21 protein-coding genes and 1 pseudogene are annotated in these 23,247 nt (G+C 65.9%); 5 read left to right on the top strand and 17 right to left on the bottom strand.

All coding sequences use genetic code 11. The features are described from left to right. Positions 1 to 3 precede the first annotated feature (3 nt). Complete coding sequence (locus tag ASE39_RS11845) at positions 4 to 942, bottom strand: ABC transporter permease (protein WP_057271249.1); 939 nt, start codon at positions 940 to 942, stop codon at positions 4 to 6. A gap of 154 nt (positions 943 to 1,096) precedes the next feature. Continuing rightward, positions 1,097 to 2,755: a TIGR04028 family ABC transporter substrate-binding protein gene (locus ASE39_RS11840; protein ID WP_057271248.1), complete on the bottom strand. Its 1,659-nt coding sequence runs from the start codon at positions 2,753 to 2,755 to the stop codon at positions 1,097 to 1,099. Between the two features lie 324 nt (positions 2,756 to 3,079). On the opposite strand from ASE39_RS11840, the gene ASE39_RS11835 reads away from it, so the two are divergent. Both ASE39_RS11835 and ASE39_RS11830 read left to right on the top strand, forming a co-directional pair. After that, positions 3,080 to 3,664, top strand: coding sequence for an OsmC family protein (locus tag ASE39_RS11835; protein ID WP_057271247.1), 585 nt, complete (start codon positions 3,080 to 3,082; stop codon positions 3,662 to 3,664). Between the two features lie 25 nt (positions 3,665 to 3,689). Next, positions 3,690 to 4,498, top strand: a pseudogene (locus ASE39_RS11830) (VOC family protein). Between the two features lie 115 nt (positions 4,499 to 4,613). Here the strand turns inward: ASE39_RS11830 and ASE39_RS11825 are convergent. The 7 genes from ASE39_RS11825 to ASE39_RS11795 all read right to left on the bottom strand — a co-directional run bounded on the left by ASE39_RS11825 (position 4,614) and on the right by ASE39_RS11795 (position 13,023). Next, positions 4,614 to 6,701, bottom strand: coding sequence for a family 2A encapsulin nanocompartment cargo protein cysteine desulfurase (locus tag ASE39_RS11825; protein ID WP_199864269.1), 2,088 nt, complete (start codon positions 6,699 to 6,701; stop codon positions 4,614 to 4,616). Between the two features lie 6 nt (positions 6,702 to 6,707). Next, positions 6,708 to 7,640, bottom strand: coding sequence for a family 2A encapsulin nanocompartment shell protein (locus ASE39_RS11820; RefSeq protein WP_057227692.1), 933 nt, complete (start codon positions 7,638 to 7,640; stop codon positions 6,708 to 6,710). A 75-nt stretch (positions 7,641 to 7,715) separates the two neighbouring features. Further along, positions 7,716 to 7,985: a helix-turn-helix transcriptional regulator gene (locus ASE39_RS11815; protein WP_057227694.1), complete on the bottom strand. Its 270-nt coding sequence runs from the start codon at positions 7,983 to 7,985 to the stop codon at positions 7,716 to 7,718. After that, positions 7,982 to 8,914: a serine O-acetyltransferase EpsC gene (epsC, locus tag ASE39_RS11810; protein WP_057227696.1), complete on the bottom strand. Its 933-nt coding sequence runs from the start codon at positions 8,912 to 8,914 to the stop codon at positions 7,982 to 7,984. The genes ASE39_RS11815 and epsC overlap by 4 nt, the downstream gene beginning before the upstream one ends. A gap of 63 nt (positions 8,915 to 8,977) precedes the next feature. Beyond that, positions 8,978 to 9,457, bottom strand: coding sequence for a rhodanese-like domain-containing protein (locus ASE39_RS11805; RefSeq protein ID WP_057227697.1), 480 nt, complete (start codon positions 9,455 to 9,457; stop codon positions 8,978 to 8,980). Between the two features lie 623 nt (positions 9,458 to 10,080). Further along, complete coding sequence (locus ASE39_RS11800) at positions 10,081 to 11,328, bottom strand: branched-chain amino acid ABC transporter substrate-binding protein (protein WP_010464826.1); 1,248 nt, start codon at positions 11,326 to 11,328, stop codon at positions 10,081 to 10,083. A gap of 60 nt (positions 11,329 to 11,388) precedes the next feature. Continuing rightward, complete coding sequence (locus tag ASE39_RS11795; protein WP_057227702.1) at positions 11,389 to 13,023, bottom strand: long-chain-fatty-acid--CoA ligase; 1,635 nt, start codon at positions 13,021 to 13,023, stop codon at positions 11,389 to 11,391. Positions 13,024 to 13,434: 411 nt separating this feature from the next. Between ASE39_RS11795 and ASE39_RS26380 the strand changes: the two genes are divergently transcribed. After that, positions 13,435 to 14,097 (top strand): hypothetical protein, encoded by a 663-nt coding sequence (locus ASE39_RS26380; protein ID WP_140426753.1) that lies wholly within the window; start codon positions 13,435 to 13,437, stop codon positions 14,095 to 14,097. A gap of 74 nt (positions 14,098 to 14,171) precedes the next feature. Further along, a complete protein-coding gene (locus tag ASE39_RS11790; RefSeq protein ID WP_242421417.1) occupies positions 14,172 to 14,804 on the top strand; it encodes a HEPN domain-containing protein in 633 nt (210 codons plus the stop codon). A 104-nt stretch (positions 14,805 to 14,908) separates the two neighbouring features. Here ASE39_RS11790 and ubiD read toward each other — a convergent pair whose 3' ends face one another. From ubiD to ASE39_RS11755, 7 genes are all read right to left on the bottom strand, one after another. Continuing rightward, the gene (ubiD, locus tag ASE39_RS11785) at positions 14,909 to 16,396 is read right to left on the bottom strand and encodes a 4-hydroxy-3-polyprenylbenzoate decarboxylase (protein ID WP_057271246.1); all 1,488 of its coding nucleotides are present in this window, start codon (positions 16,394 to 16,396) and stop codon (positions 14,909 to 14,911) included. Positions 16,397 to 16,462: 66 nt separating this feature from the next. Beyond that, positions 16,463 to 17,059 carry a UbiX family flavin prenyltransferase gene (locus ASE39_RS11780; protein WP_057227706.1) on the bottom strand — a complete coding sequence of 199 codons (597 nt, stop codon included), beginning with the start codon at positions 17,057 to 17,059 and terminating at the stop codon, positions 16,463 to 16,465. After that, positions 17,052 to 17,465 carry a putative zinc-binding protein gene (locus tag ASE39_RS11775; protein ID WP_057227708.1) on the bottom strand — a complete coding sequence of 138 codons (414 nt, stop codon included), beginning with the start codon at positions 17,463 to 17,465 and terminating at the stop codon, positions 17,052 to 17,054. The genes ASE39_RS11780 and ASE39_RS11775 overlap by 8 nt, the downstream gene beginning before the upstream one ends. 2 nt (positions 17,466 to 17,467) lie before the next feature. After that, positions 17,468 to 18,004 (bottom strand): SCP2 sterol-binding domain-containing protein, encoded by a 537-nt coding sequence (locus tag ASE39_RS11770; protein WP_057227710.1) that lies wholly within the window; start codon positions 18,002 to 18,004, stop codon positions 17,468 to 17,470. A 17-nt stretch (positions 18,005 to 18,021) separates the two neighbouring features. Continuing rightward, a complete protein-coding gene (locus ASE39_RS11765; RefSeq protein WP_057271245.1) occupies positions 18,022 to 18,642 on the bottom strand; it encodes a hemolysin III family protein in 621 nt (206 codons plus the stop codon). An 18-nt stretch (positions 18,643 to 18,660) separates the two neighbouring features. Further along, a complete protein-coding gene (locus tag ASE39_RS11760; RefSeq protein WP_057271244.1) occupies positions 18,661 to 19,623 on the bottom strand; it encodes a U32 family peptidase in 963 nt (320 codons plus the stop codon). Between the two features lie 223 nt (positions 19,624 to 19,846). Next, a complete protein-coding gene (locus tag ASE39_RS11755) occupies positions 19,847 to 20,890 on the bottom strand; it encodes a peptidase U32 family protein (RefSeq protein ID WP_057271459.1) in 1,044 nt (347 codons plus the stop codon). 253 nt (positions 20,891 to 21,143) lie between these two features. Here ASE39_RS11755 and ASE39_RS11750 point away from each other — a divergent pair, with 253 nt between their 5' ends. Continuing rightward, positions 21,144 to 22,328: an MFS transporter gene (locus ASE39_RS11750; RefSeq protein WP_057271243.1), complete on the top strand. Its 1,185-nt coding sequence runs from the start codon at positions 21,144 to 21,146 to the stop codon at positions 22,326 to 22,328. Here ASE39_RS11750 and ASE39_RS11745 read toward each other — a convergent pair. Further along, the gene (locus ASE39_RS11745; protein WP_057271242.1) at positions 22,314 to 23,240 is read right to left on the bottom strand and encodes a LysR family transcriptional regulator; all 927 of its coding nucleotides are present in this window, start codon (positions 23,238 to 23,240) and stop codon (positions 22,314 to 22,316) included. The two genes, ASE39_RS11750 and ASE39_RS11745, sit on opposite strands and share 15 nt — an antisense overlap. Between the last annotated feature and the right edge of the window lie 7 nt (positions 23,241 to 23,247).

The raw sequence follows: 23,247 nt of genomic DNA, 5'->3' as shown, positions 1-23,247 counted from the left end.
TCCTCAGGCACCCAGGCGGGTGCGCAGGCGGGGGTCGAACACGGGGTACAGAAGGTCCACCACCAGGTTGATGAACACGAAGGCCGTGGCCGAGACCACCACCACGGCCTGCAGCACAGCGGTGTCCTGGTTGCCCACGGCCTGCTGCGTGAGGCTGCCCAGGCCGTTGAGGCCGAACACTGCTTCGGTCACCACGGCCCCAGCCAGTAGCTCGCCAAACAGCACGCCCGCAATCGTCAGCGTGGGCAGCACCGCGTTGCGCGCCACGTGTTTCCACAGCACCCACTGGCGCGTGGCACCCTTGGCGCGCGCCACGGCCACGAAGGGCTGCGTGAGCACCTCGTCGATGTTGCGGATCAGGATCTGCGCCAGCGGCGCGGCGATGGGGATGGCGAGCGTGAGCGTGGGCAGCACCAGGCCCTGCCACTTGCCGGGGTTGATCACCGGAATCCACCCCAGGCGGAACGACACCACCTGGATCAGCATGATCCCCAGCCAGAACACCGGCACCGAGATGAACAGCGAGGGCAGCGACTGCAACGCCGAGCGCAGCCAGCCCCAGCGCGTGAGCTGCGAGGCAAACGCCAGCACCACCGCCAGCAGCAGCGCCGCCGCAAAACCCAGCCCCGCAAGGCGCAGCGTGGGAGGCAGGTTGGTGGCCAAGCCCTGGCTCACCGGCACACCCGCCTGCACCGAGTACCCGAAGTTGCCGCTGAGGAAGCCCAGCAGCGTGTGCAGATACTGCTGCCACACCGACGTGTCCGCGCCGTAGGCCGCACGGATGTCCGCGATCTCCTGCGGGCCCAGGCCAAACTCAGGGTTCAGGAACTTGATCAGGATCGCATCGCCCGGCAGCAGCTGCAGTAGCACGAACGACGCCGTGAACGCCGCCCACAGCACCAGCAGGGCCTGGCCCGTGCGATGGACAAGGTACTTGAACATGGAAGTCACTCCTTCAGCAAAGCAACAGCAGCAGCCAGCAGCCGCACAGCGTTAGAAACTGGCGCGTCCCAAGCCAGTGCCACCGTGGAACCGGCTCCGCCGGGCCACCGGTGGCGTCCCCCCCAGGGGGGAGGCACGCAGCGACTCAGGGGGATCAATGTCTAGCGGCGATCCACGTGCCGTAGAAGCTGGGGCGGCCCACTGCCTCGAAGCCCACACCCTTCACCGAAGGCGATCCTGCAAACGCCTGCGGCTCTTCGAACACCGGGATCACATAGGCCTGGTCGATCAGGTAGTTCTGCACATCGGCCGTGAACGCGAGCCGTTTGGCCGCGTCGGTCTCGGCGGCGATGGCGTCGAGCAAACCATTGAGCTTGATGTCCTCGAACGCCTTGACCTTGCTGCTCACTCCGCCCTTTTGCAGCAGCACGTTGCGGTTGGTGGGGTAGTAGTTGCTCTTGATCACGTCCGGGTCGGCGCGGCCCACCATGCCGGGGGCCACGGGGGTCTTCTCGGGGTCGAGGCTGTCCACGGTACGGCTGCCAGAGTCGCCCGCCAGCACGTTGAGCTTGACGCCCACCTTGGCCCACTGCTGGGCCACGAGCTGCAGGGTTTCCTTGTTCTGTGGCTGCGGCAGCGACTCGTATGCGGCCAGCACCAGTTCCTTGCCGTCCTTCTCGCGCAGGCCGTTGGCATTGAGCTTCCAGCCGGCGTCGTCCAGCAATTGTTTGGCCTTGGCCTCGTCGTAACCCAGCTTGGCCGACAGGTTCACATAGCCCAGGGCCGTGGACGCGATGACCGAGGTGGCCTGCGGGTAGTTGGCCGAGAACAGGGTCTGCACGATCTCCTTCGTGTTGGTGGCGTGCAGCAGCGCCTGGCGCACCTTCACATCGGCCACCAGCGCGTTGTCGGGGCGGAAGACCACGCTGTTGTTCACGCCGCGCGTAGAGGGTGCGTAGATGGCGAACTTCTGGTCGAGCACGCGCTTTTCGTCGTAGGCCTGCACTTGGCGGATGAAGCCCGCCTGGCCCGACAGCAGCGCACCGATGCGCACGCTGTCCTCGGGCGTGACGATGAGCTTGATCTCGTCGAGGCGCGCACGGCCCTGGTGGGCGTGCTTGGCGGGGCCCCATGTGTAGTCCTTGCGGGCGGTGAGCGTGAGCTCCTTGCCCAGCGTCTCGGCGGTCACCACGAAGGGGCCGGAGCCGATGATCTTGGTCGCATCGCCCAGTTCCTCGAAGGGCCGTGCCAGTGTGGCCAGCGACACCAGGCCCGAGCCGATGACGGAAGTGCCCTGCAGGAAGCCGGGCGAGGGCTTCTTGAAGTAGAACTTCACCGTGAGCGGGTCCACCACTTCACTGCGTTCGTAGTTGTTGATGACCTCGGACACGGGCAGCTTGAGTTCCTTGTTGCCCAGACCGTAGGTGTCGTAGTTCCTGGCCACAGCGGCGGCATCCAGCGGGGTTCCGTCCGAGAAGGTCACGCCTTTCTTCAGCTTGAAGGTGTACTCGGTGGCGGTAGGGTTGACCTCCCACGACTCGGCGATCCAGGGCTGGATCTCCAGCGTCTTGGGGTCCTGGTAGGTGAGCTTGTCGGTGATCTGGTTGAGGATGCCGCCGTTCGGATAGAAGCCCCCCGCCGGTGGGTACAGGTTGGTGTGCGCCTGCTGTTCCAGGTACACCAGCGTGCCGCCCTGCACGGGCTGGTCGGTGGTCGCACCAGTGGAGGCGGCTGGCTCGCTGGCCTGCTTGGAGCAGCCCGCCACCAGCACGCCCAGCGCCAGCGCAGACGCACCCCACACCCTCCATCCCATTGATTTCTTCAGAGAAAACACGTTCGTACCTCGTCGCCGGACCGGCATTGACAGACCATGAAACACCAGCCCCAAAGTGAGCTGATTCATGTGTATGCATGCTATCGACGCACCATCCAAACGTGCACCTATTACGTAGCATGCATATTCGGAAAACGACGAAGCAGGCCGCAGAACGCAGCCCCGCCAGGCATATCTGAAACCCGCATATGCGAGCGCAGTTTTGTTTGTTTCCAGCGCGGGTATGGCCCCGAACAATGCATGTGCGACGCCGCTTTACCCACGCCCGATGTCCGGGCGCAGAAGGCGTTGGAAAGAACATCCATGCCCCATTCGAATAGCCACCTCAACGACTACCTGGCTGAAAAGCGTGCCGCCGTACTAGCGCGCAATGCCGCCATCGACGCAGGCACTGCACAACCGGCCGCCCTGCAGGCGCGCGTGAGCGCCGAGGGCCGCAGCGGCGTGCGCCGCATCCGCATCCGCGACCACCAGGTGATCAGCGACAGCCCGCCCGACTTCGCGGGCTACAACCTGGGCCCCAGTTCGCCCGAGTTGCAGCTCGGTGTGCTGGGCAGCTGCGTGACACACATCTTCCTGATCCAAGCGGCCTTGCGCCAGGTGCCTTTGACGAGCCTGGAGGTGGAAGTCAGCGGTGTGATCGACCCGCGCGGCGGCAAGCCTGGGCACGAGGCCACGCCCATCTGGCCGCACCACATTGCCTACACGGTGCATATCGACTCGCCCGCCAGCCGGGCTGACATTGACGCGCTGTTCCAGGCGGTCGAGCAGACCTGCCCCATCCTCAACCTGCTGCGCAACCCGCAGAACATTCGCGCCGAAGTGAAGCTGGTGAACTCCGCCGCCTCCGCACCCCAACGGGCCAACGCAGAAGCCGTGGCGGCCTGAACTCCACGAAAGCAACAGGAACCCCATGGCATTGACACTCGACCACATCGTGATCGCGGTGAAGGATCTGGAGCAGGCCATCACCGACTACCGCGCCCTTGGCTTTAACGTGCTGCAGGGTGGCGAGCACCCGGGCCGGCCCACCTACAACGCGCTGGTCGTGTTGGCCGATGGCGCCTACTTTGAACTCATCGCCTGGCGTTCCCCTTCGCCCGGCGACCGCTGGTGGGAACTGCTGAACCAGCATGGGGACGGCATTGTGGACTTTGCGCTGCTGCCGCCTGGGACTGCGGCCACCGTGAGCAACGCACGGGCCCGGGGCCTGGCCTACAGCGGCCCGCACGACGGAGGCCGCCTGCGGCCCGATGGCGAGCGCCTGCAATGGCAAACCGCCCGCCGTCGGCCGATCTGCCGTTTCTGTGCGGAGACCTCACCCCCCGCGCGCTGCGTGTGCCCGAGGGCGACGCCCGCGTGCACCCCAACGGCGCACGCGGCGTGCTCAGCCTGTCGATTGCGGTGGAAGACCTTGATGCCAGCCTGGCCCACTACCGCGCCTTGCTGGGTGAGGCACAGGCGGCACACATTGGCACGCCGTTTGTGTTGCCTGGCGCCAGCGCGCGGGTAGCCACCATAGCCCTGGGCGCCACCACGCTGGTACTGACGCAGCCAACCCAAAATGCTGCGCCGCACGCCGCCGGAGCGCAGCAGCTTGCCACGCGTGGCCCCGGGCCGTTTGCCGTGGTACTGGGCACCAGCTCGCCTGCAGCACAGACTGCCCCGGCATGGCGACTGGACCAGACCCACGGAGCAGCCATTGAGTTGGCGGTGGCCTGATAGCGGCTGATCCACGCACTGCCGCACCATAAAAAGGGGGAAGTGGGCACAACACCCACTTCCCCCTCTTTTTTGATCGCCACCCGGCTGGCACTGCAGCCGGTGTGGGCTCGGGCTATCGCCGTTGCGCCGCCAGCCTGCGTACCACGGTCGTGAGGCAGTCGATTTCGTCAAACGTGTTGTAGAACGCCAGCGACGGCCGCACCGTGGTCTCCACGCCAAAGCGGCGCAGGATGGGCTGGGCGCAGTGGTGGCCCGTGCGCACCGCAATGCCCTCCTGGTTGAGCGCCTTGCCGACCTCTTCCGTGGTGTAGCCCGCGAGAACGAAGGACATCACGCTGGCCTTGTGCGCCGCCGTGCCGATCAGGCGCACGCCCGGGATGGCGCCGAGCTGCTGCATGCCGTACACCAGCAGGTCATGCTCGTACTGCGCAATGTTCTCGATGCCCACGCGGTTTACGTAGTCGATGGCGGCACCCAGGCCCACGGCGTCGGCGATGTTGCCGGTGCCAGCCTCGAACTTGTTGGGGATGGGCTGGAACACCGTCTTCTCGAAGGTCACATCGGCAATCATGTTGCCGCCGCCCTGCCAGGGGGGCATGTCTTCCAGCACTTCGCGCTTGCCCCAGACCACGCCAATGCCGGTGGGTCCGAACACCTTGTGGCCGGAGAACACGAAGAAGTCGGCACCGATGTCCTGCACGTCCACCCGCATGTGCGAGATGGACTGCGCGCCATCGACCAGCGCCTTGGCCCCTGCGCGGTGTGCCAGGGCCACGATCTCCTTGACGGGCACCACCGTGCCCAGCGCGTTCGACACCTGCGTGACGGACACGATCTTGGTGCGGTCGTTCAGGAGCTTCTGGTATTCATCCAGCAGCACCTGGCCCGAGTCGTCCACCGGGATCACGCGCAGCCTGGCCCCCTTGGCCGCCGCAAGCTGCTGCCAGGGCACGATGTTGGCGTGGTGCTCCAGGTGGCTGACGATGATCTCGTCGCCCTCGCCAATGTGTTGAGCGCCCCAGCTCTTGGCCACGAGGTTGATGGCCTCGGTGGTGCCGCGCACAAAAATCACCTCGTTCACATCGGGCGCGTTGATGAAGTTCTTCACACGCTGGCGGGCGCCTTCGTAGGCGTCCGTGGCACGTGCAGCCAGCTCATGGGCGGCGCGGTGGATGTTCGAGTTCTCGTGCTCGTAAAAGTAGCTGATGCGGTCGATGACCGCCCGGGGCTTGTGCGTGGTGGCCGCGTTGTCGAACCACACCAGCTGCCGGCCATTCACGCGCTCGGAGAGCACGGGAAAGTCGCGGCGGATGGCATGCACGTCGAACGGCGGATGCTGCCCCTGCCCCGCCAGCGGCACCGTGGCGTGCGGCGCGGGCTTGGCCGGGGTGACATAGCCGCTGGGCAACACCACCGCATCGGCAAAGTAGAACTGCGGGGCAGTGCCAGGAGACGCCTGCGCCAAAGGTGCAGACGAGGGCGCTGGTGTGCCGCGCAGGTCCACCCCTTGCAGGTTGGCAAACGGCTGGCGGGCCAGCTCGTCGTTGACACGCGTGGGGCCCAGCGCATTGCCTGGCGTGCCGCTGTGGCCACCGGGCGAAGGCTGTCCATGGGTGGGCGACAGGAAGTAGAACGGTAATGCGCTGGCCGCAGGGTGGCTGCCAGCAGATGCGCCGCTGGCACCCGCCGCCTCGGGCACACCCAGCAAACCACTGCCAAAGCGGGGCTCATAGCCCGGCACGGCAGTGACCACGGTGTCGGGCACGCCATTGGCGGCGGTGGCGTGGGGCAGCAGGGCAGGCGCCCTGTGCGCCAACGACAGTACAGGCGTGGGCGAGGCCGGCACCAGGTTGGCACCCGGCACTTGTCCTTGCGGAAACGGCGTACCTGGCACGCTGGGCCCCAAGCCCGCAGGGCTGGCCAGCGGCGAGCCCGCAGGCGCAATGTTGACGGGCACCTGCACACCGGCCGGGCCGGGCGATGCCTGGGCAAAGCTCGGGACCGTGGCCGGTGGTGTCGATGGCAACCCCAGCCCGGCCAGCGGACTTGCCGGGCCGGAAGGGTTGCCGGTGGGCAGCTGGGGCGTCTCGCCCGGCCGGGCCGAGAAGAACGCCGTGGCCATCTGTGCCAGCAGCGCCGGGCTGATCGGCGCCTCGGGCGCGTCGGGCACGCCCACAGAGGTGGAGGGAATGTTGCTCACCGCAGATTACTTGTAGGTGTCGGGGTAGTCGTGGTACTTGTTGACCTCGACGTCATCCAGCACCGCCAGCGCGTCGCTGGTCAATACCGCCAGCGAGCAGTACAACGAGATCAGGTACGACGCAATCGCATGGTTGTTGATGCCCATGAAACGCACCGACAGGCCCGGCCCCTGCTCGCCCGGCAGGCCCGGCTGGAACAGGCCCACCACGCCTTGGCGCTTGTCGCCCACGCGCAGCAACAGGATCTTGCTCTTGCCATCGGCCACGGGCACCTTGTCCGAAGGGATCAGCGGAATGCCGCGCCAAGTGATGAACTGCGAGCCAAACAGGCTCACGGTGGGCGGTGGCGTGCCACGGCGGGTGGCTTCGCGCCCGAACGCTGCAATGGCCAGCGGGTGCGCCAGGAAGAACGCTGGCTCCTTCCAGACCTTGGTCAGCAGTTCGTCCAGGTCGTCCGGCGTGGGGGCACCGGTGAGCGGGAAGATGCGCTGCTCGTCCGTCACCTGCGCCAGCAGGCCGTAGTCGGGGTTGTTGATGAGCTCGCTTTCCTGGTTTTCCTTGATCGTCTCGATCGTGAGGCGCAGCTGCTCCTTGATCTGGTCGTGCGGGCTGCTGTACAGGTCCGACACGCGGGTGTGCACGTCGAGCACGGTGCTCACGGCGTTGAGGAAATACTCGCGCGGGTTCTCTTCGTAGTCCACGAAGGTGCGCGGGAGCTGGTTCTCCGACTCCTTGGCGGTGCAGGCCACCTTGATGGCTTCGGGGTTCTTGACCTTGTTGAGGCGGTAGATGCCCGCTTCCACCGGCGTCCACTGCAGCAGGTGGGTCAGCCAGCGGGGGCTGATGGTCTCCAGTTGGGGGACGGTCTTGGTTGCATTGGCTAGTTGCCGTGCGGCGCTATCGCCGAGTGCGGTCGTGCCGCCCACTGTTGCCGACATAGTGAAACTCCCTGGGGTAAAAAAACAGTGATGAAGAATGGAACGCGCGGAGTGTCCCGTGGCGGGGCTGTGGGCTCAACAGGCTATAGCCGCCAATTGGATGCCGCGCACCAGATTGGCCTGCTGAACGGTCTCGCCCCGCACCACCAGGCCCGAAGCCGCCACGCCCAGCGCACCGGCCAGCTTCTCGACGGTGGCCAGCGAGGCAATCACGCTGCCGCGCTCGATCTCGCCCACATAGGAGCGGTTGAGGTCAGAGTGTTCGGCCAGGCGCTCCTGCGACCAGCCCCGGGCCTCGCGCGACTGGCGCACGGCAATGCCGAAACCTTGGACCAACGTGCTCATAGCGCAGCCCCCGCCAGCACGGAGGCAAAACGACCCGACTCCAGCGAGCTGGCCTGGGTGACATTGCCACCAGCCGGCACGTCGTGCGTGAGCCAGACGTTGCCACCGATGACGGCGCCCCTGCCCAGCGTGACGCGGCCCAGAATGGTGGCGCCCGCATAGATGACCACGTCGTCTTCCACCACCGGGTGGCGTGGCAGACCCTTTTGCAGGTGACCTTCGGCATCGGTGGGGAAACGCTTGGCGCCCAGCGTGACCGCCTGGTAGACCCGCACGCGCTGGCCGATGACGGCGGTCTCGCCAATCACCACGCCCGTACCGTGGTCGATGAAAAAGCCCGCGCCAATCTGCGCACCGGGGTGGATGTCAATGCCGGTTTCGCTGTGCGCCAGCTCGGCCACGATGCGCGCCAGCAACGGCAAGCCCAGCTGGTACAGCCGATGTGCCAGGCGGTGGTGGATCATGGCCAGGATGCCGGGGTAGCACAGCAGCACCTCGTCCACGCTGCGCGCCGCCGGGTCGCCCTGGTAGGCCGCCAGCACATCGCTGTCGAGCAGGCGGCGGATGGCGGGCAGCGACTGCGCAAACGCCTGGGCCGACTGGCGCGCCTGCGCGTCCACATCCGCTCCGTCCAGGCCTTGTCGGCGGGCGCTGTAGCGCAGCTCCAGGCCCATCTGCACGTGCAACGTGTGCAAGGCGCTGTCCAGCGTGTGGGCCACGTAGAAGTCCTCGCTCTCCTGGCGCAGGTCGTAAGGGCCCAGCCGCATGGGAAAGAGCGCACCCTTGAGCTGGTGCACCACCTGCGCCAGTGCGTCGCGCGAGGGGAACTCGCGTTCGCCCGCATCCTGCACGCGGTTGTGCGCATCGCGCCACTCACGCCGGGCCGCGCTCAAGGATTGCGCGATCTGTTCAATGTCAAAAAGGGCCATGGGATTCCACACCGGTCGGGCCGGTCCATCCAAAATGCAAAGTTCGGGAGGTCAGCGCGCTGTTCAGTCCTGCACCCAGGGCAGCTGGTGAAAGCGCCAGCCATCGCCACCGCCCCGGTGCTGGTGGGCGTCGATCTCACCCTCGAACCCTTCGAGCACGTTGAACACATGGTGAAACCCTGCCGCCGCTGCCGCCTCAGCGGCCAGCACCGAGCGCTTGCCGCTGCGGCACAGCAGCAGCGCCACGGCGTCCTTGCCACCGTCCTTGGCCAGTCGGGCCTCCAGCTCGCGCACAAAACGCGGGTTGCGCGTGAGCGCCGTGCCCGTCGCCCAGGCCACATGCTGGCTGCCAGGCACATGGCCCACAAACTTGCGCTCTTCGGCCGAACGCACGTCCACGAGCACCGCCTGACCTGACCGCACCAGTTCCCACGCCACGGGCGGGCGCACGCCACCGGCGTAGCTCAGCCCCTGGGCAGCGGCATCTGCGCGGGCAGCCTCCAGGGCTTCGGGCAAGGTGATCTCAAGGGCTTCGGCGGACATGGACAGGGTCTCCTGGAACGTGGGGGAAAGCGGTTTTGGGTGGGGATAGCCACCAATCTATGCGGTGGCCCGCCAAAACCAAACGAATAAAAATCGTTTTCTTTACAACCAAATCATCTGAAGAGAGGCACTGAAAGCGAAAGAAGGAGGCACTGGCTTGCCGCGCGCCCCACGGAGGAAGGGCTCGCCTCTGCGAGGCTTGCGCCACCCGCGCGGAGCCAGGGGCAGGAAAGCGCCGCAGGCGGCACACGCCGATTCAGGGCTTGCGGCGCAGGAGGAGTCTTGGAGGTGCGGGGCGCCCGTCAGCGGGGGCTGCGGGCTTCATGCCCGGGCTGGCGCGTTGATGCGATCACGCACAGAGCCCCTGAGCGCGTGCCGTGTGCAAGCCACGCTCACGAGCGAGAAGGAGCGGGGCCGATGCCAGCCACGCCACTCAAAGAGTCACCGGCTTGCGCCAGCAGTCAAAAGTGGCTTGTGCCGATGGACGGCCGTTTGTCACTGCAGACCGATACCGCACTGACGGCAAGGCTCCTCAACCTGGCCTTGCGAAACGCGTTTTCGCCTGCAGCACCTACGCAAAGTGCGTAGCGTGCAGGCACGGAGATAGCAGGACGCCAGGGCGATCAGGAAGGCCGCTTCATCTGGCAGGACGTGGGCTGGGCGCTGATGTAGTTGTCCCAGGCCACTTCGGAGCGGAAGCCATAGCCGGTTTTCTCGGCGTCGTACTTCACGCCCTTGCTGCCCTGCTTGGCCCAGATGCCAAGGTACAGCGGCGCTTCGAGCTGGTGGTCGGTCTTGCGCATGCGCACCTCGCCCATGGGGCTCTTGTAGGTCATGCCTTCCAGGGCCAGGGCCACCTTCTTCGCGTCGGTGGACTGGGCCTTGCGCATGGCTTCACGCAGCATGTGCATGCTGTTCCAGTGCGCGGCAAACACAAAGTCGTCGCCGGTCTTCTTCTTGTAGTCCACGTAGATCTTTTCCAGCTCGGGCGTGGGGGCGTTGTGCACCCAGTTCCAGATCACCCCGACCTTGCCCTCGCCCCAGGGCCCGATCTGCGCGGGCGTGCCGGGGTTGTTGGCGTTGAGCGTGAAGTAGTTGATGTTGAGCCCATAGTCGCGGGACGACTTGAACAGCAGCGTCAGGTCGCTGCCCCAGTTGGAAGTGATGACCGTATCGGCCTTGGCGGCGGCCATCTTGGCGACGTAGGGGGCAAAGTCGCGCGTCTGCGCGATGGGGATGAAGTCGTCGCCCACGATTTCGATGTCGGGCCGCTTGCGCGCCAGGTATTCCTTGGCGGCCTTGGAGACCTGGCGGCCGTGGGTGTAGTCCTGGTTGAGCAGGTACACGCGCTTCACATCCTTGCGGCCTTGCAGGTAGGTGGTCAGCGCCTCCATTTTCATCTCGCTCGATGGATAGAAACGGAAGTGCCAAAAGCTACAGCGCTCGTTGGTGAGCTGCGGGTCCATGGCGGCGTAGTTCAGGTACACCGTCGCGCGCTCTGGGTCGCGCTCGGCGAGCTTGTTGAGCCCGTCCACCAGCGCCAGGGCCACCCCTGATCCGCCTCCCTGGGTGATGTAGCGCACACCTCGGTCGGTAGCGGCCTTGAGCGCGTTCAGGCTCTCTTGCGGCGTGCCCTTGTTGTCGAAGTCCATCACCTCGAACTTGGGCTCGTTGGGCCCGGCCTTGGCATTGACCTGCGCCACCACCTCGCGCAGCTGGTTGAGCGAGCTTTGGCCGGTGAGCGCGAACGGGCCGGACAGCAGATCGATGAAGCCGATCTTTACCGTCTCGGCCGCCCCGGCGTGCGCGGCCATCACCAGCGCTGTGGCGCATGCGCCGACCTGAAGCCATTTCCTGGGAACCAAATTCATGTCTGTCTCCGTGGGGTGGGTGAGTGGGAAAGAAAGGAAAGCCGTCAACGCGTGGTTGCGTCACTCGCCGCCGAACACCGCGCCATGGCGCTGCCGCAGCTCGTTTTTCTGGACCTTGCCGGTGCCGCCCAGCGGCAGGCTGTCCACAAACAGCACGTCGTCGGGCAGCCACCACTTGGCCACGCGCTCTGCGAGGAAGTCCAGGATCTGCGTCTTGTCGAGCGACTGGCCGGGCTTGCGCACGATGAAGAGCAGCGGGCGTTCGTCCCACTTGGGGTGCTTGACGCCAATGACGGCCGCCATGGCCACCGCCGGGTGGGCCACGGCGGCGTTCTCCAGGTCGATGGAGCTGATCCACTCGCCACCCGACTTGATCACGTCCTTGGTGCGGTCGCGGATCTGCACCACGCCCTGCGGGTTGATGGTGGCGATGTCGCCGGTGGGGAACCAGCCATCGGCCAGCGCCGAACGTTCGGCCTTGTGGTAGCGGTCCACGATCCACTGGCCGCGCACCATCAGCTCGCCCTGCGCCACGCCGTCGCGCGGCAGGTTCGCCCCCTGTTCATCCACCAGCTTGAGTTCGATGCCGAACACCGACTTGCCCTGCTTGGCGACCAGTGCATGGCGGTCCTCGGGCGGCAGCTCGGCATCGGCCGCGCCCAGCACGCTCATGGTGGCAATGGCCGTGGTCTCGGTCATGCCCCAGCCGTGGCGCACCTCCACGTCGTACACGTCGTTGAACTTGGCGATCAGCGCCTTGGGCATGGCCGAGCCGCCCACGCCCGTGCGGCGCATGGTGGTGAACCGCAGTTGGTGCTGCTCCACATGCTGGATCAGGCCCATCCAGATCGTGGGCACGCCCGCGCTGACGGTAACGCGCTCGGACTCCATCAGCTCGTACAGGCTGGCGGCGTCCAGGCGCGGGCCGGGCAACACCAGCTTGGCGCCGCCGATCAGGGCCGCATAGGGCAGGCACCAGGCGTTGATGTGGAACATGGGCACCACGGGCAGGATGGTCTCCCGCGCGCTGATGCTCAGCACGCCCGGCATGCAGGCCGACAAGGCACTGAGCACCAGCGCCCGGTGCGAATACAGCACGCCCTTGGGGTTGCCGGTGGTGCCCGACGTGTAGCACAGCGCTGCGCCGGTCTTTTCATCACATTCGGGCCACTCAAAGCGGTCATGCTGGCCGGCCACCAGTGTCTCGTAGGCCTCGACCCTGGACACCCCTTGCAGGTCGATGCTGCCCAGCATTTCGGCATCACACAGCGCCACCCAGTGCCGCACGCGGGGGCACGACGCCGCAATGGCGCGCACCAGCGGTGCAAAAGTGGTGTCAAACAGAACCACTTCGTCGTCGGCGTGGTTGACGATGTAGGCCAGCTGCTCGGGGTGCAGGCGTGGGTTGCAGGTGTGCATGACCATGCCGCTGCCGGACACGGCGTAGTACGCCTCCAGGTGGCGGTGGTTGTTCCAGGCCAGCGACCCCACCACGCCGCCAGGGCGCAGGCCCAGCGCCTGCAGTGCGTTGGCCAGCTGCCGGGCGCGCCGGGCCATGTCGGCAAAGCGGTAGCGGTGCAGGCTGCCATTGGTGTCGCGCGAGACGATCTGCTGGTCGCCGTACTGGTTCTCACCATGCTCGAGGATGGCCGAGACCAGTAACGGCCGATCCATCATGCTGCCGGGCTGCTGCATTGCTGTCGTCTCCTTGTGGTGTGCGCGGTGCTGCATCGCGGCATCCGTGGGATGCCGGTGCAGAGCCCTCTGTGCTGGGGCTGGCACATCGTCGCAAACAACGCGGTGGGTACTTGTCGTCTGGGTGACTCATCCAGCCAATCAGAGAAAGGCATGCACCCTCGCGCTCGCAGGGCGCGGTCGGCAAAGTGATCCTGCCCTTGGAATTGCTGGCTTGCGGACTCGCTCGGTATAGTCTGCGCAGGTGGGGCTCGCCGAATTTTGCGAAGCTTCTATACCTGGAGGTTCCGACAGCACAGCGCCCTCCAACCCCCGGCTACAAGCCACCCGCGTAAGAGATAGTGTCCGAAATATCCCCCATAGTCCCACTTTGTTTTGCAACCTGGTTTGCGGGCTAAGTCACGGAGGTTTATGCCACGACTATTCACCTATACCATTCGAGTCGACGACGGGGCTGCCCCGAATCCGTTCCATGGCATGTGCTCCCTCGCCATTTGCAAGCCCGGTATTCGACGAGTTGCAAAACGGAACGATTGGATTGCAGGCCTTGGCTCAACGAATGCGCCAAGCGGCGATTTAAGCGGCCACTTGGTGTATGCCATGCGCGTCGAAGAGGTTCTGTCTTTGCGAGACTACGACCTTCAAGCCAGCACCCGCTGGCTGCACCGGATTCCGAATATTCGGAGTACCGCTCTCCAAGAGCGTCTTGGCGATTGCATCTACGATTTTTCGGGTGGTGCGCCCGTTCAAAGAGCTGGTGTTCATGGTCCAAGAAACGTCTCAATCGATCTCAGTGGCAAGAACGTTTTGATATCGAAAGATTTCTACTACTTTGGCAGTCGAGCTGCAAAGCTTCCTGACGACCTACTCTCAATCTGCCATCAAACTCAAGGTCACCGAAGTAACTCGAACGCACCTTATTTTGATCAGTTTGTTTCTTGGGTCCGCTCACTTGTCGCCACTCCCGGACAGCTGTATGGCTGGCCAGATCACATCGTTGACTGGAATTCTCTTTCGGCATGCGGAGGCTGCATAACCAGAAAGCTTGATGATGAATTTGATCCAGACTGCTAACGCCGCAATCCACTTGACGCTAAATGCCAAAGCTGCGCGGCGCCGGTGACTTCCACGTTTAGACTGTAAATACCGTGCATCCACTGTTTACCCACATCAGCCCGAATCGAGACCAATTCGCAGCTGACCCGTTTGGCTACTCAGCCCTTGCGTGGCAACGCTGGGTTATTGCACAAGAGATTGCCGGGTTTCCAGGAGATCCGACAAAGGCACCCACAAGCGAGGATCTGAAGTCCCCAATCCTTTGGTTGAGTCAAGCTCACGCACTCTCTGAGGCAGCGGCAACAGTTATTCGGAACATGCCGAATGTCGAGCACATGCCCGCTTTAACCAGAGGCGTGTGCGATAGCCAGTATTGTGCCGTCGGCCTTATGCTCGTCGGCTATAGCCTGGAAATCTGCTTGAAGGCTATGCTCATTTTGCGTCTTGGGGTGGAAACATACTCCGCAGAAGAGCGCAAGCATAGACACCATGATTTGGTGAAACTCTCCAGTTTCATGCCCGACCTCAGCGAAAAAGACAAAGCAATTCTTGCCTTGCTAACTCACTTCCTGATGTGGGCAGGTCGCTATCCAGATCCCGGCTCAGGCAGAGAGGACAATGCAACGTTGATATTCGAACTTTCGGAGAAGTATCAGATATCCGCAAAAGACCTCTTCATCCTGTCTGCCAGAGTTATGCGGCATGTACAAGAACTAACGTCATGAGAAGTGCAACGCGCCAAATTGGTCGATCAAGCCAACGTCATCAGACGTCAGAAATCGCGTCGGGTGCCCCTCATCGAACATTTGCAAGGCGTTGGCGGTACACCTCACAACCCCAACCCCGCAAACAGCGCCTCCGCCCGCGCCGCCACTCCCTCCTCCATCCGCATCGGCCTCCCCCACTCCCGCTGCGTCTCCCCTGGCCACTTATTCGTCGCATCCATCCCCATCTTGCTGCCCAGGCCGCTCACGGGCGAGGCGAAGTCCAGGTAGTCGATGGGCGTGTGCTCCACCAGCAGGGTGTCGCGCGCCGGGTCCATGCGGGTGGTAATGGCCCAGATCACATCCTTCCAATCCCGCACGTCCACGTCGTCGTCCACCACCACGATAAATTTCGTATACATGAACTGGCGCAGGTGGCTCCACACGCCCATCATCACGCGCCGCGCGTGACCTGCGTAGGCCTTGCGGATGCTGACCACCGCTAGCCGATAGCTGCAGCCTTCGGGCGGCAGGTAGAAATCCACGATCTCGGGGAACTGCTTTTGCAAGAGCGGGATGAACAGCTCGTTCATCGCCAGGCCCAGCATGGCAGGCTCGTCGGGCGGCTTGCCGGTGTAGGTGCTGTGGTAGATCGCGTCCTTGCGCAGGGTGATGCGGTCCACGGTGAGCACGGGGAACTCGGCGCATTCGTTGTAGTAGCCGGTGTGGTCGCCATACGGCCCTTCCAGCGCATGCTGCCAGCCGCTCGGATGCTGAGCGTCGGGCTGGATATGGCCTTCGAGCACGATTTCGGCGGTGGCGGGCACCGAGAGGGGCACGCCCAGCGCGGGCGTGACTTCGGTGCGCGCGCCGCGCAGCAGGCCGGCGAACTGGTACTCGCTCAACGCATCGGGCACGGGCGTCACGGCGCCCAGCAGCGTGGCCGGGTCGGCCCCCAGCGCCACGGCCACGGGGTAGGGCTGGCCGGGGTGGGCGGCGCAGTGGTCGGCAAAGTCCAGCGCCCCGCCCCGGTGGGCCAGCCAGCGCACGATGACCTGGTTGCGCGAGAGCACCTGCTGGCGGTAGATGCCCAGGTTCTGCCGGGCCTTGCGCGGCCCGCGCGTGATGGTCAGGCCCCAGGTGATGAGCGGAGCCACGTCGCCGGGCCAGCAGTGCTGCACGGGCAGGCGCGCCAGATCGACATCGGGCCCTTCCCACACCTCTTGCTGGCAGGGTGCGCCGCGCGCCACGGTGTGGGGTGCCATGTTCCACAGGGTCTTGAGCAGCTGGCCCATGCCCAGCATGTCCTTGAAGCCTTTGGGGGCCTCGGGCTCCTTGAGGGTGGCCAGCAGTTCGCCCAGGGCGCGCACGCCGTGCAGGTCGGCCACGCCCATGGCGCGGGCCACGCGGGCGGTGGTGCCAAACAGGTTGGTCAGCACCGGCATGCAGTGGCCCGTGGGCTGGGTGAAGAGCAGCGCCGGGCCGCCTGCGCGCAGCACGCGGTCGCTGAGCGCGGTCATCTCCAGGTGGGGCGAAACCGGCTCCGCAACGCGGCGCAGGTCGCCCGTGGCTTCGAGCTGGGCCATGAAGTCGCGCAGGTCGCGGTAGGCCATATCAGTACCAATATTCGAACAAAATAGGCCGGCAGCGCTTATTCATCATGCGCTGACAGCTATCAATTAGAGAGCATTCAATTCCAAGCCCACCCAGCGCGGCGCCAGGTCGTGCGGCACATCGATGAGGTCGAGCACGCGGGCCACGCTGTAATCCACCACCTCGCCCACGGTCTGCGGGCGCAGGTAGAAGGCGGGCAGCGGCGGGCAGACGATGCCGCCCATCTCGGTCACGGCCACCATGTTACGCAGGTGCGTGAGGTGCAGGGGCGACTCGCGCACCATCAGCACCAGGCGGCGGCGCTCCTTGAGCGCCACATCGGCCGCGCGCGTGAGCAGGTTGTCGGCCAGCCCGTGCGCAATGGCGGCGAGTGTGCGCATGGAACACGGCGCGACCACCATGGCATGGCACTGGAACGAGCCACTCGCAATCGCCGCGCCCACGTTGGCCACGTCGTGCACGCGGTGCGCCAGCGCTTCCACCGCAGGGCGGTCCATGTCCAGCTCGTGCTGCAGGTTGCGCCAGCCGGCGTCGGAGACGACCAGGTGCGTCTCGATGCCGCTCTGGCCCTGCAGCACCTGCAGCAGGCGCGCGCCATACACGGCGCCGCTGGCGCCGGAGATGCCCACGATGATGCGGCGCAAGGTGCTGGGCTCAGCCATGGGAGGCCTCCACCACAGTGGGGCGCCGCAGGGGCTGGGCCTGCTGGTCGGCCTCCACCTGCTCCAGCACCAGCGCGGCCTGCACGGGGTCAAAGTCTTCGTGCGCGCGCTTCTTCACGCCGTACTGTTGCAGCTGGTAGTGCCGGTCAGCCGCAATGCCGTGGCGCGCCAGCGTGCTTTTCACGCAGACCAGAGGGCAGCCGTCGAGCGCGATGATGGGCCGGCCTGAGCGCACGATCTTCATCAGGTGCGGCACATCGCCCCCCACGCCCGCAATGCACGACATCTCGGCCACGCCGTGCCGGTCGAGCTGCAGCGCCACGTGGTTGGCCAGCTGCGCGGCGCTGGAGCAGCCGGAGCAGGAATAGACCAAAGGGTGGTTCTGGGGATGGGTGTCGGTGGTCATGCTCACCCTCCGTTGCGTGGTGTCGGGTCCAGGCGGCGCCGCAGGTGACCCAGCACCTGGCGCGGCGCCAACTTCTGCGCCCACTGGCGCGGGTCCAGCACCGGCAGCTCGATGGCGTCGAGCGCGTTCTTCACCACCAGGCCCAGTTCGGTGTCGCCCTCCATCGACAGGCGGCGACTGAAGAACAGCGTGTCCGGGTCCTGCTGGCGCTGGGCCAGCAGCAGGAAGTCGTGGGCCGTGGCGCTCAGAGTCACGTCGGCCACCGCAGGGGCCACCAGCGGGGCGTGGGGTGCAAAACGCTGGCCCGTCCAGGCAAAGTCGAAGGCCACGCGCGCATCGCGCACCTGCACCCGCATCTTCTTGTGGAGCAGCAAGCGGCCCACATCACCAGGCAGGTGCCGCGCGAGCGCCAGGTTGAGCGCCGTCACCAGCAGCATCGAGCCGGGGTAGGCAGGCAGGCGCGACAGCAAAGCCCCCACGGGCGGCGGCACCAGCCGTGGGTTCGCGGCAGGCGTGGGCGAAGAAGGGAAAGCAGCCATAGGTAGAAGACGGGCCCTCAGGCCACGTAGAAAAACACGGTGAAAAAATGGCAGACACTGCCGCCCAGCACAAACAGGTGCCACAGCCCGTGGCCATGGCGCACGCGGTGGTCCAGCGCATAGAAGACGATGCCCAGCGTGTAGCAGGCCCCACCCGCCAGCAGCCCGCCAAAACCCCCGGGCGTGAGCGCGTGCCACAGCGGCACCACAGCCACCAGCGCCAGCCAGCCCATGAGCACGTAGATGACCAGCGACAACACGCGCGCACCCCGTGCCCACCAGATCTCCTGCGCGATGCCCAGCAGGGCCAGGCCCCACACCATGCCCAGCAACGACCAGCCCCAGGGCCCGCGCAGCGACACCAGCGCAAACGGCGTGTAGCTGCCGGCGATCAGCAGATAGATACTGCAGTGGTCCAGCTTTTGCAGCACGGCCTTGATGGCGCGCCGGCGCACGCTGTGGTACGCGGTGGACGCCGCGTACAGCGCCACCAGCATGGCGCCATAGATGCTGAACGCGACCACCTTCCACGGGTCACCCAGGCGCGCCGCCAGCGTGATGAGCACGGCCGCGCCCGCCGTGGCCAGCAGGGCGCCGACCAGGTGGCTGATGCTGTTGAAGCGTTCTCCGGGGTACATGCGGTGATTCGCTTCGCGTTATGGATTCATCGCAGGCCGCGCGGCACCACCACCCGCGGCCCCTTGCAGCCCCTGCTCCAGGCCTGGGCGCCCGAACCAGTAGCCGTTGCAGGGCAGATCGGGCATGAAGGGCTGCATGCGCTCCACAAAGTCGGGGGTCTTTTCAGCAGTCTCTTTCGCAACCACTGCGCGGCGGGCTTCGTCAAACGCGGTGATCACCTGCGGCATATGGTGCGCCTGCGGGCTCAGCCGCACCACGTCCACACCCTGGGCGCGCATCGCGGCCAATTCGTTGGCCAGGTTGTAGACGCGGGCCGATTGCGTTTGTGTGCCATTGAGCACCAGAAAACCCTCGCTCTCGCGCGTGCGCAGCGGCAGTCCGTCAGCATGGTCGAGGCAGCTGAACTGGCAGTCGTCCTTGGGCAGGTTGCGGTGGCGCGCGGTGAAGCAGCGTGCCGAATAGGCCAGTGGCATGCGCCCGTAGGCAAACACCTCGGTCTCGATGTCTGCGGGCCGCTGCGCCAGCACGGCGGAGAGGGCGTCCTGCGACATTTCGAGTGGCATCACCCAGCGGGTGGCACCCAGCTGCGCCATCCATTGCAGCGAGTGCGCGTTGTACAGGTTCAGGTGCGGTCCGGCCACAAAGGCCTGCGGCCCGGCGGGTGCACGCGCAAGGCAGCTCACCGCACCCATGTCATTGGCCTCGACCAGAAATTCGCCGTTGCCTGTGATCTTGTGCATCACGCCCACGTCGGCGCTGGACTCGATGAGCACCTGGCTGGACAAGACCGCCTCCTTGCCCGCGTCCCGCAGCATGCGCGCCAGCGCCAGCCAGTCGACCAGGCGCAGCTCATGGCGGCGTGAGCACACCGTTTCGCCCAGGTACACCACATCCACGGGCGTGGCGGCCATGGCCTCGTAGAACGCGAACACGGTGTCGCGGGGCCAGTAGTACAGCAGCGGGCCGAGAGAGAGTTTCATGGGGCGGTCTCCGGGGTTTCATCGTGATATTTCGGATTCAAAGCGGCGCACCGACCTTCGATCTGGCGCGATCCAGGCCAGGGGACGCCGCGCAAGGGCCGCCAAGCCGCGTATGCGGCGCTTCGCTGGCGTGCGCTCGCGTTGTCCCCCTTCCCCTAGCGCGAAGCGCGTAGAGAGAAGGGGGAAGCCGCGCAGCGGCTCAGGGGGTTGTCGCCTGATCATTTCATTTCCAGGGGCGGTGGTAGGCCCCCAGGGTGTGCTGCTGGCCTTCTGCCACCTGGTCCAGGCTGGCCATCCAGCGCGTCTTGGGCGCGTAGCGGTGGGGATAGGCCAGGCACTGGTCCATGGCCTCGCGCCAGACCTGGGTGACCTGCGCCACATACGCGGGGCTGCGCTGGCGGCCTTCGATCTTGATCGCGCGCACGCCCATCTTGAGCAGCTGGGGCAGCAGCTCCAGCGTGTTGAGGCTGGTGGGCTCTTCGATGGCGTAGTAGTTCTCGTCATCCCCCACGTCGAAACGGCCCTTGCACAACGTGGGGTAGCCCGCGTTTTCGCCGGGTGCATAGCGGTCGATGAGCACGCCGTTCAGGCGCGACTCGCGGCCCTGCGGCGTCTCCACCCAGCGCACGGCCTTCGGGGGTGAACACACGCCGTGCGTGTTGGGCGATTCGCCGGTCACATACGACGACAGCGCGCAGCGCCCCTCGACCATTACGCACAGGCTGCCAAAACCGAACACCTCGATCTCGACCGGCGTGCGGTCGATGACCTGGCGCACCTGCTCCATCGACAGCACGCGCGGCAGCACGGCGCGCACGATGCCGAACTGCTCGCGGTAGAAGTTGATGGCCTCGTAGTTGGTGGCCGAGCCCTGCACCGACAGGTGCAGCCGCAGCCGGGGGTGGCGCTGCACCGCGTATTGCATGAGGCCCGGGTCGGCCAGGATGACCGCGTCCACGCCCAGGTCGACCGCCTTGTCCAGTGCGCTGCGCCACGGCCCCGGGTTGGCGGCCTGCGGGTAGGTGTTGAGCGCCATGAAGACCTTGCAGCCGCGCGCGTGGGCATAGCCAATGCCCTGGGCGATGGCCGCTTCGTCAAAGTTGAGGCCCGCAAAATTGCGCGCGTTGGTGGCGTCGCGCAGGCCCAGGTAGACGCAGTTGGCGCCGTGGTCCACGGCCGCTTTCAGGGCGGGCAGGCTGCCCGCGGGGCAGACCAGTTCCAGGGCGGGCGAGGCGGGCTCCGGGGCCTCAGGCAGCGCAGCCTCCATCGATTTCAGGGGTTCCATCACAAGCATTCAAACGCTGGCCCCGGTGGGGAGCCACAGCACTGGGCGCCACCATACGGGGGCCGCCCAACGCATCCGCTGATCTTCATCAACGGCGGTGCACAATGCTGGAGCAAAGCAGTCGGGTTTTGATATGCCCCACCTTCCCGGCGCATCCCACTGCCGTCCGGCCTTGACTTGCATCTATGCCGCCGTCCCTTAACGCCCTTCTGCCCGCTCCAAGCGCTGCCCTGCCGTGAACAAGAACCTGTGGTTGCTGGCCCTGTGCCAAGGCCTTTTCCTGACCAACAACGTCGTCTTCATCGCCATCAATGGGCTGGTGGGCCTGCAGCTGGCGCCCTTTGGCTGGATGGCCACGCTGCCGGTGATGGGCTACGTGGTGGGCGGCGCGCTGTCCACGCCCCTGGTGGCCAGGACGCAGATGCGCTGGGGCCGCAAGGTGTCGTTCCAAGTCGGGCTGGCCGTGGCCGTGGCATCGGCCGCCCTGTGTGCCTGGGCGGCGTTCAGCGCCAGCTTCTGGCTGCTGTGCACGGCCACCCTGGTGGCGGGCTACTACAGCGCCAACGGCGGCCTGTACCGCTTTGCCGCCGCCGAACTGGCCAAGCCGGACTACCGCGAAAAGGCCGTCTCGCTGGTGCTTGCGGGCGGCCTGCTGGGCGCCGTGGCAGGCCCCAACCTGGCCAGCGCCACGCGCACGCTGTTCCCGGTGCCGTTTGCGGGCGCCTATATAGCGCTCATCGGTGTGGCACTGTTGTCCATGCTGTGCATGACAGCCATCCGTTTCGAAGCGCAGCCTGTGGTGCTCAATGCTGCGGGGCAACGCGAGCAAGGGCGCCCCCTTTCTGTGCTGATGCGCCAACCCGCCTTCATCGTGGCCATTGTGGGCGCCGCGCTGGGCTATGGCGTGATGAACCTGCTGATGGCGGCCACGCCGCTGGCCATGCAGGTGTGTGGCTTTGACTTCGACGCCTCGGCACTGGTGCTGGAGTGGCATGTGATCGGCATGTTCGCGCCCGGCTTTGTCACTGGCCACCTCATCAAGCGTTTTGGCGTGCTGCCCATCATGGGCACGGGGGTGTTGCTCAACTTCGCCTGCGTGGCCGTGGCGCTGATGGGGGTGGAGCTGCACCACTTCGGCATTGCGCTGTTCTTCCTGGGTGTGGGCTGGAACTTCCTGTTCACCGGCTCCACCACGCTGGCCATGACGGCCTACCGCCCCGAGGAGAAGGACCGCGCCCAGGCGGCCATCAACTTCTGCGTGTACGCCACGCTGGCGCTGAGTGCGTTCTCGTCGGGCGTGCTGGTCACCACGCAGGGCTGGACGCTGCTCAACGCCGGCTCGTTGGTGCCGATTGTGGTGACGGGGCTGGCACTGGCCTGGCTGGGCGTGCAGCGCAAGCGCGTTTCAACCAGCGCCTGAGGACACGGCAGCCGTGGCGCCTTCCGCCGCCACGGTGGTGCGCAGCCACTGTGCAAAGGCCGCCACCGCAGGGTCTTCCAGACGCCCCGGCGCCACGAAGAGGCTGTAGCCGCGCACGCCGCTGTCGTGGTGCGGATGGGCCAGCACCAGCTCGCCCGACTGCAGTTCGCGCTCGACAAAGTACCGGGGCACCACGCCTAGCCCCAAGTCGGCGCGCACCGCCTCCACCAGCATCGAGAACAGGTCGAATCGGTGGCCTCCCAAAGTGTGGCCGGGGATGCGCGTGATGCCGGCACGGCCAAACCATTCGTCCCACGCGCCCAGGCGCGAGCTGAGCTGCAGCAGCGGCACGGCGCGGAAGTCGCCGCGCTCCATCGCGCGGCGGTGGCGCGATTGCGGTGCACACACGGCCACGCAGACCTCGGGCATCAGGGACGCGGGCACCACCCCGGGCCAGGCCGCGTCGTCGTACTGCACGGCCACATCAAACGGAACCTCCGCCATGTAGATCTGCGTGGGGTACACCTGCAAATGCAGGCTGCATCCCTTCTGCTGCGCGAGGAAGGTGGGCAACCGGGGCAACAGCCAGCGCTCGGCAAACACTGGCACGCAGCCCACCAGCAGGCGCGCGCCATCGGGCCGCTGGGCCATGGCTTCGAGCGTGTGGTTCTGCAGCCGCAGCAGGTCGCCCACGATCTGCCCGTGGTAGCGGCGGCCCACCTCGGTGAGCGTGGAGCCGCGTGAGCCGCGCTGCACCAGTTGCAGGCCCAGCTGGCCCTCCAGCAGGCGCAGCTGCTGGCTCACGGCGCTGTGCGTGAGGCAGAGTTCTTCGGCGGCCTTGCTCACACCGTGGTGGCGCGCCACGGCATCAAAAACGAGCAGGGCGCGGGTGCTGGGGATGTGTCGGCGCATGTAAGAA

Origin of the sequence: Acidovorax sp. Root267 (assembly GCF_001429215.1) — a bacterium.
Lineage (GTDB): Bacteria > Pseudomonadota > Gammaproteobacteria > Burkholderiales > Burkholderiaceae_C > Acidovorax > Acidovorax radicis.
The sequence above is the reverse complement of the archived record's forward strand: the minus strand, read 5'-3'. Positions and strand labels throughout refer to the sequence as shown.

What these genes read in the sequence shown, in the direction of transcription:
- ASE39_RS11840 (WP_057271248.1), bottom strand. Translation starts at nt 2,755, where the DNA reads ATGGGATGGAGGGTGTGGGGTGCGTCTGCGCTGGCGCTGGGCGTGCTG.
- ASE39_RS11755 (WP_057271459.1), bottom strand. Translation starts at nt 20,890, where the DNA reads ATGGAGGCTGCGCTGCCTGAGGCCCCGGAGCCCGCCTCGCCCGCCCTG.
- ASE39_RS26380 (WP_140426753.1), top strand. Translation starts at nt 13,435, where the DNA reads ATGCCACGACTATTCACCTATACCATTCGAGTCGACGACGGGGCTGCC.
- ASE39_RS11780 (WP_057227706.1), bottom strand. Translation starts at nt 17,059, where the DNA reads ATGGCTGAGCCCAGCACCTTGCGCCGCATCATCGTGGGCATCTCCGGC.
- ASE39_RS11815 (WP_057227694.1), bottom strand. Translation starts at nt 7,985, where the DNA reads ATGAGCACGTTGGTCCAAGGTTTCGGCATTGCCGTGCGCCAGTCGCGC.
- ASE39_RS11745 (WP_057271242.1), bottom strand. Translation starts at nt 23,240, where the DNA reads ATGCGCCGACACATCCCCAGCACCCGCGCCCTGCTCGTTTTTGATGCC.
- ASE39_RS11765 (WP_057271245.1), bottom strand. Translation starts at nt 18,642, where the DNA reads ATGTACCCCGGAGAACGCTTCAACAGCATCAGCCACCTGGTCGGCGCC.
- ASE39_RS11795 (WP_057227702.1), bottom strand. Translation starts at nt 13,023, where the DNA reads ATGCAGCAGCCCGGCAGCATGATGGATCGGCCGTTACTGGTCTCGGCC.
- ASE39_RS11845 (WP_057271249.1), bottom strand. Translation starts at nt 942, where the DNA reads ATGTTCAAGTACCTTGTCCATCGCACGGGCCAGGCCCTGCTGGTGCTG.
- ASE39_RS11820 (WP_057227692.1), bottom strand. Translation starts at nt 7,640, where the DNA reads ATGTCGGCAACAGTGGGCGGCACGACCGCACTCGGCGATAGCGCCGCA.
- ASE39_RS11835 (WP_057271247.1), top strand. Translation starts at nt 3,080, where the DNA reads ATGCCCCATTCGAATAGCCACCTCAACGACTACCTGGCTGAAAAGCGT.
- ASE39_RS11770 (WP_057227710.1), bottom strand. Translation starts at nt 18,004, where the DNA reads ATGGCTGCTTTCCCTTCTTCGCCCACGCCTGCCGCGAACCCACGGCTG.
- ASE39_RS11800 (WP_010464826.1), bottom strand. Translation starts at nt 11,328, where the DNA reads ATGAATTTGGTTCCCAGGAAATGGCTTCAGGTCGGCGCATGCGCCACA.
- ASE39_RS11805 (WP_057227697.1), bottom strand. Translation starts at nt 9,457, where the DNA reads ATGTCCGCCGAAGCCCTTGAGATCACCTTGCCCGAAGCCCTGGAGGCT.
- epsC (WP_057227696.1), bottom strand. Translation starts at nt 8,914, where the DNA reads ATGGCCCTTTTTGACATTGAACAGATCGCGCAATCCTTGAGCGCGGCC.
- ASE39_RS11760 (WP_057271244.1), bottom strand. Translation starts at nt 19,623, where the DNA reads ATGAAACTCTCTCTCGGCCCGCTGCTGTACTACTGGCCCCGCGACACC.
- ASE39_RS11775 (WP_057227708.1), bottom strand. Translation starts at nt 17,465, where the DNA reads ATGACCACCGACACCCATCCCCAGAACCACCCTTTGGTCTATTCCTGC.
- ubiD (WP_057271246.1), bottom strand. Translation starts at nt 16,396, where the DNA reads ATGGCCTACCGCGACCTGCGCGACTTCATGGCCCAGCTCGAAGCCACG.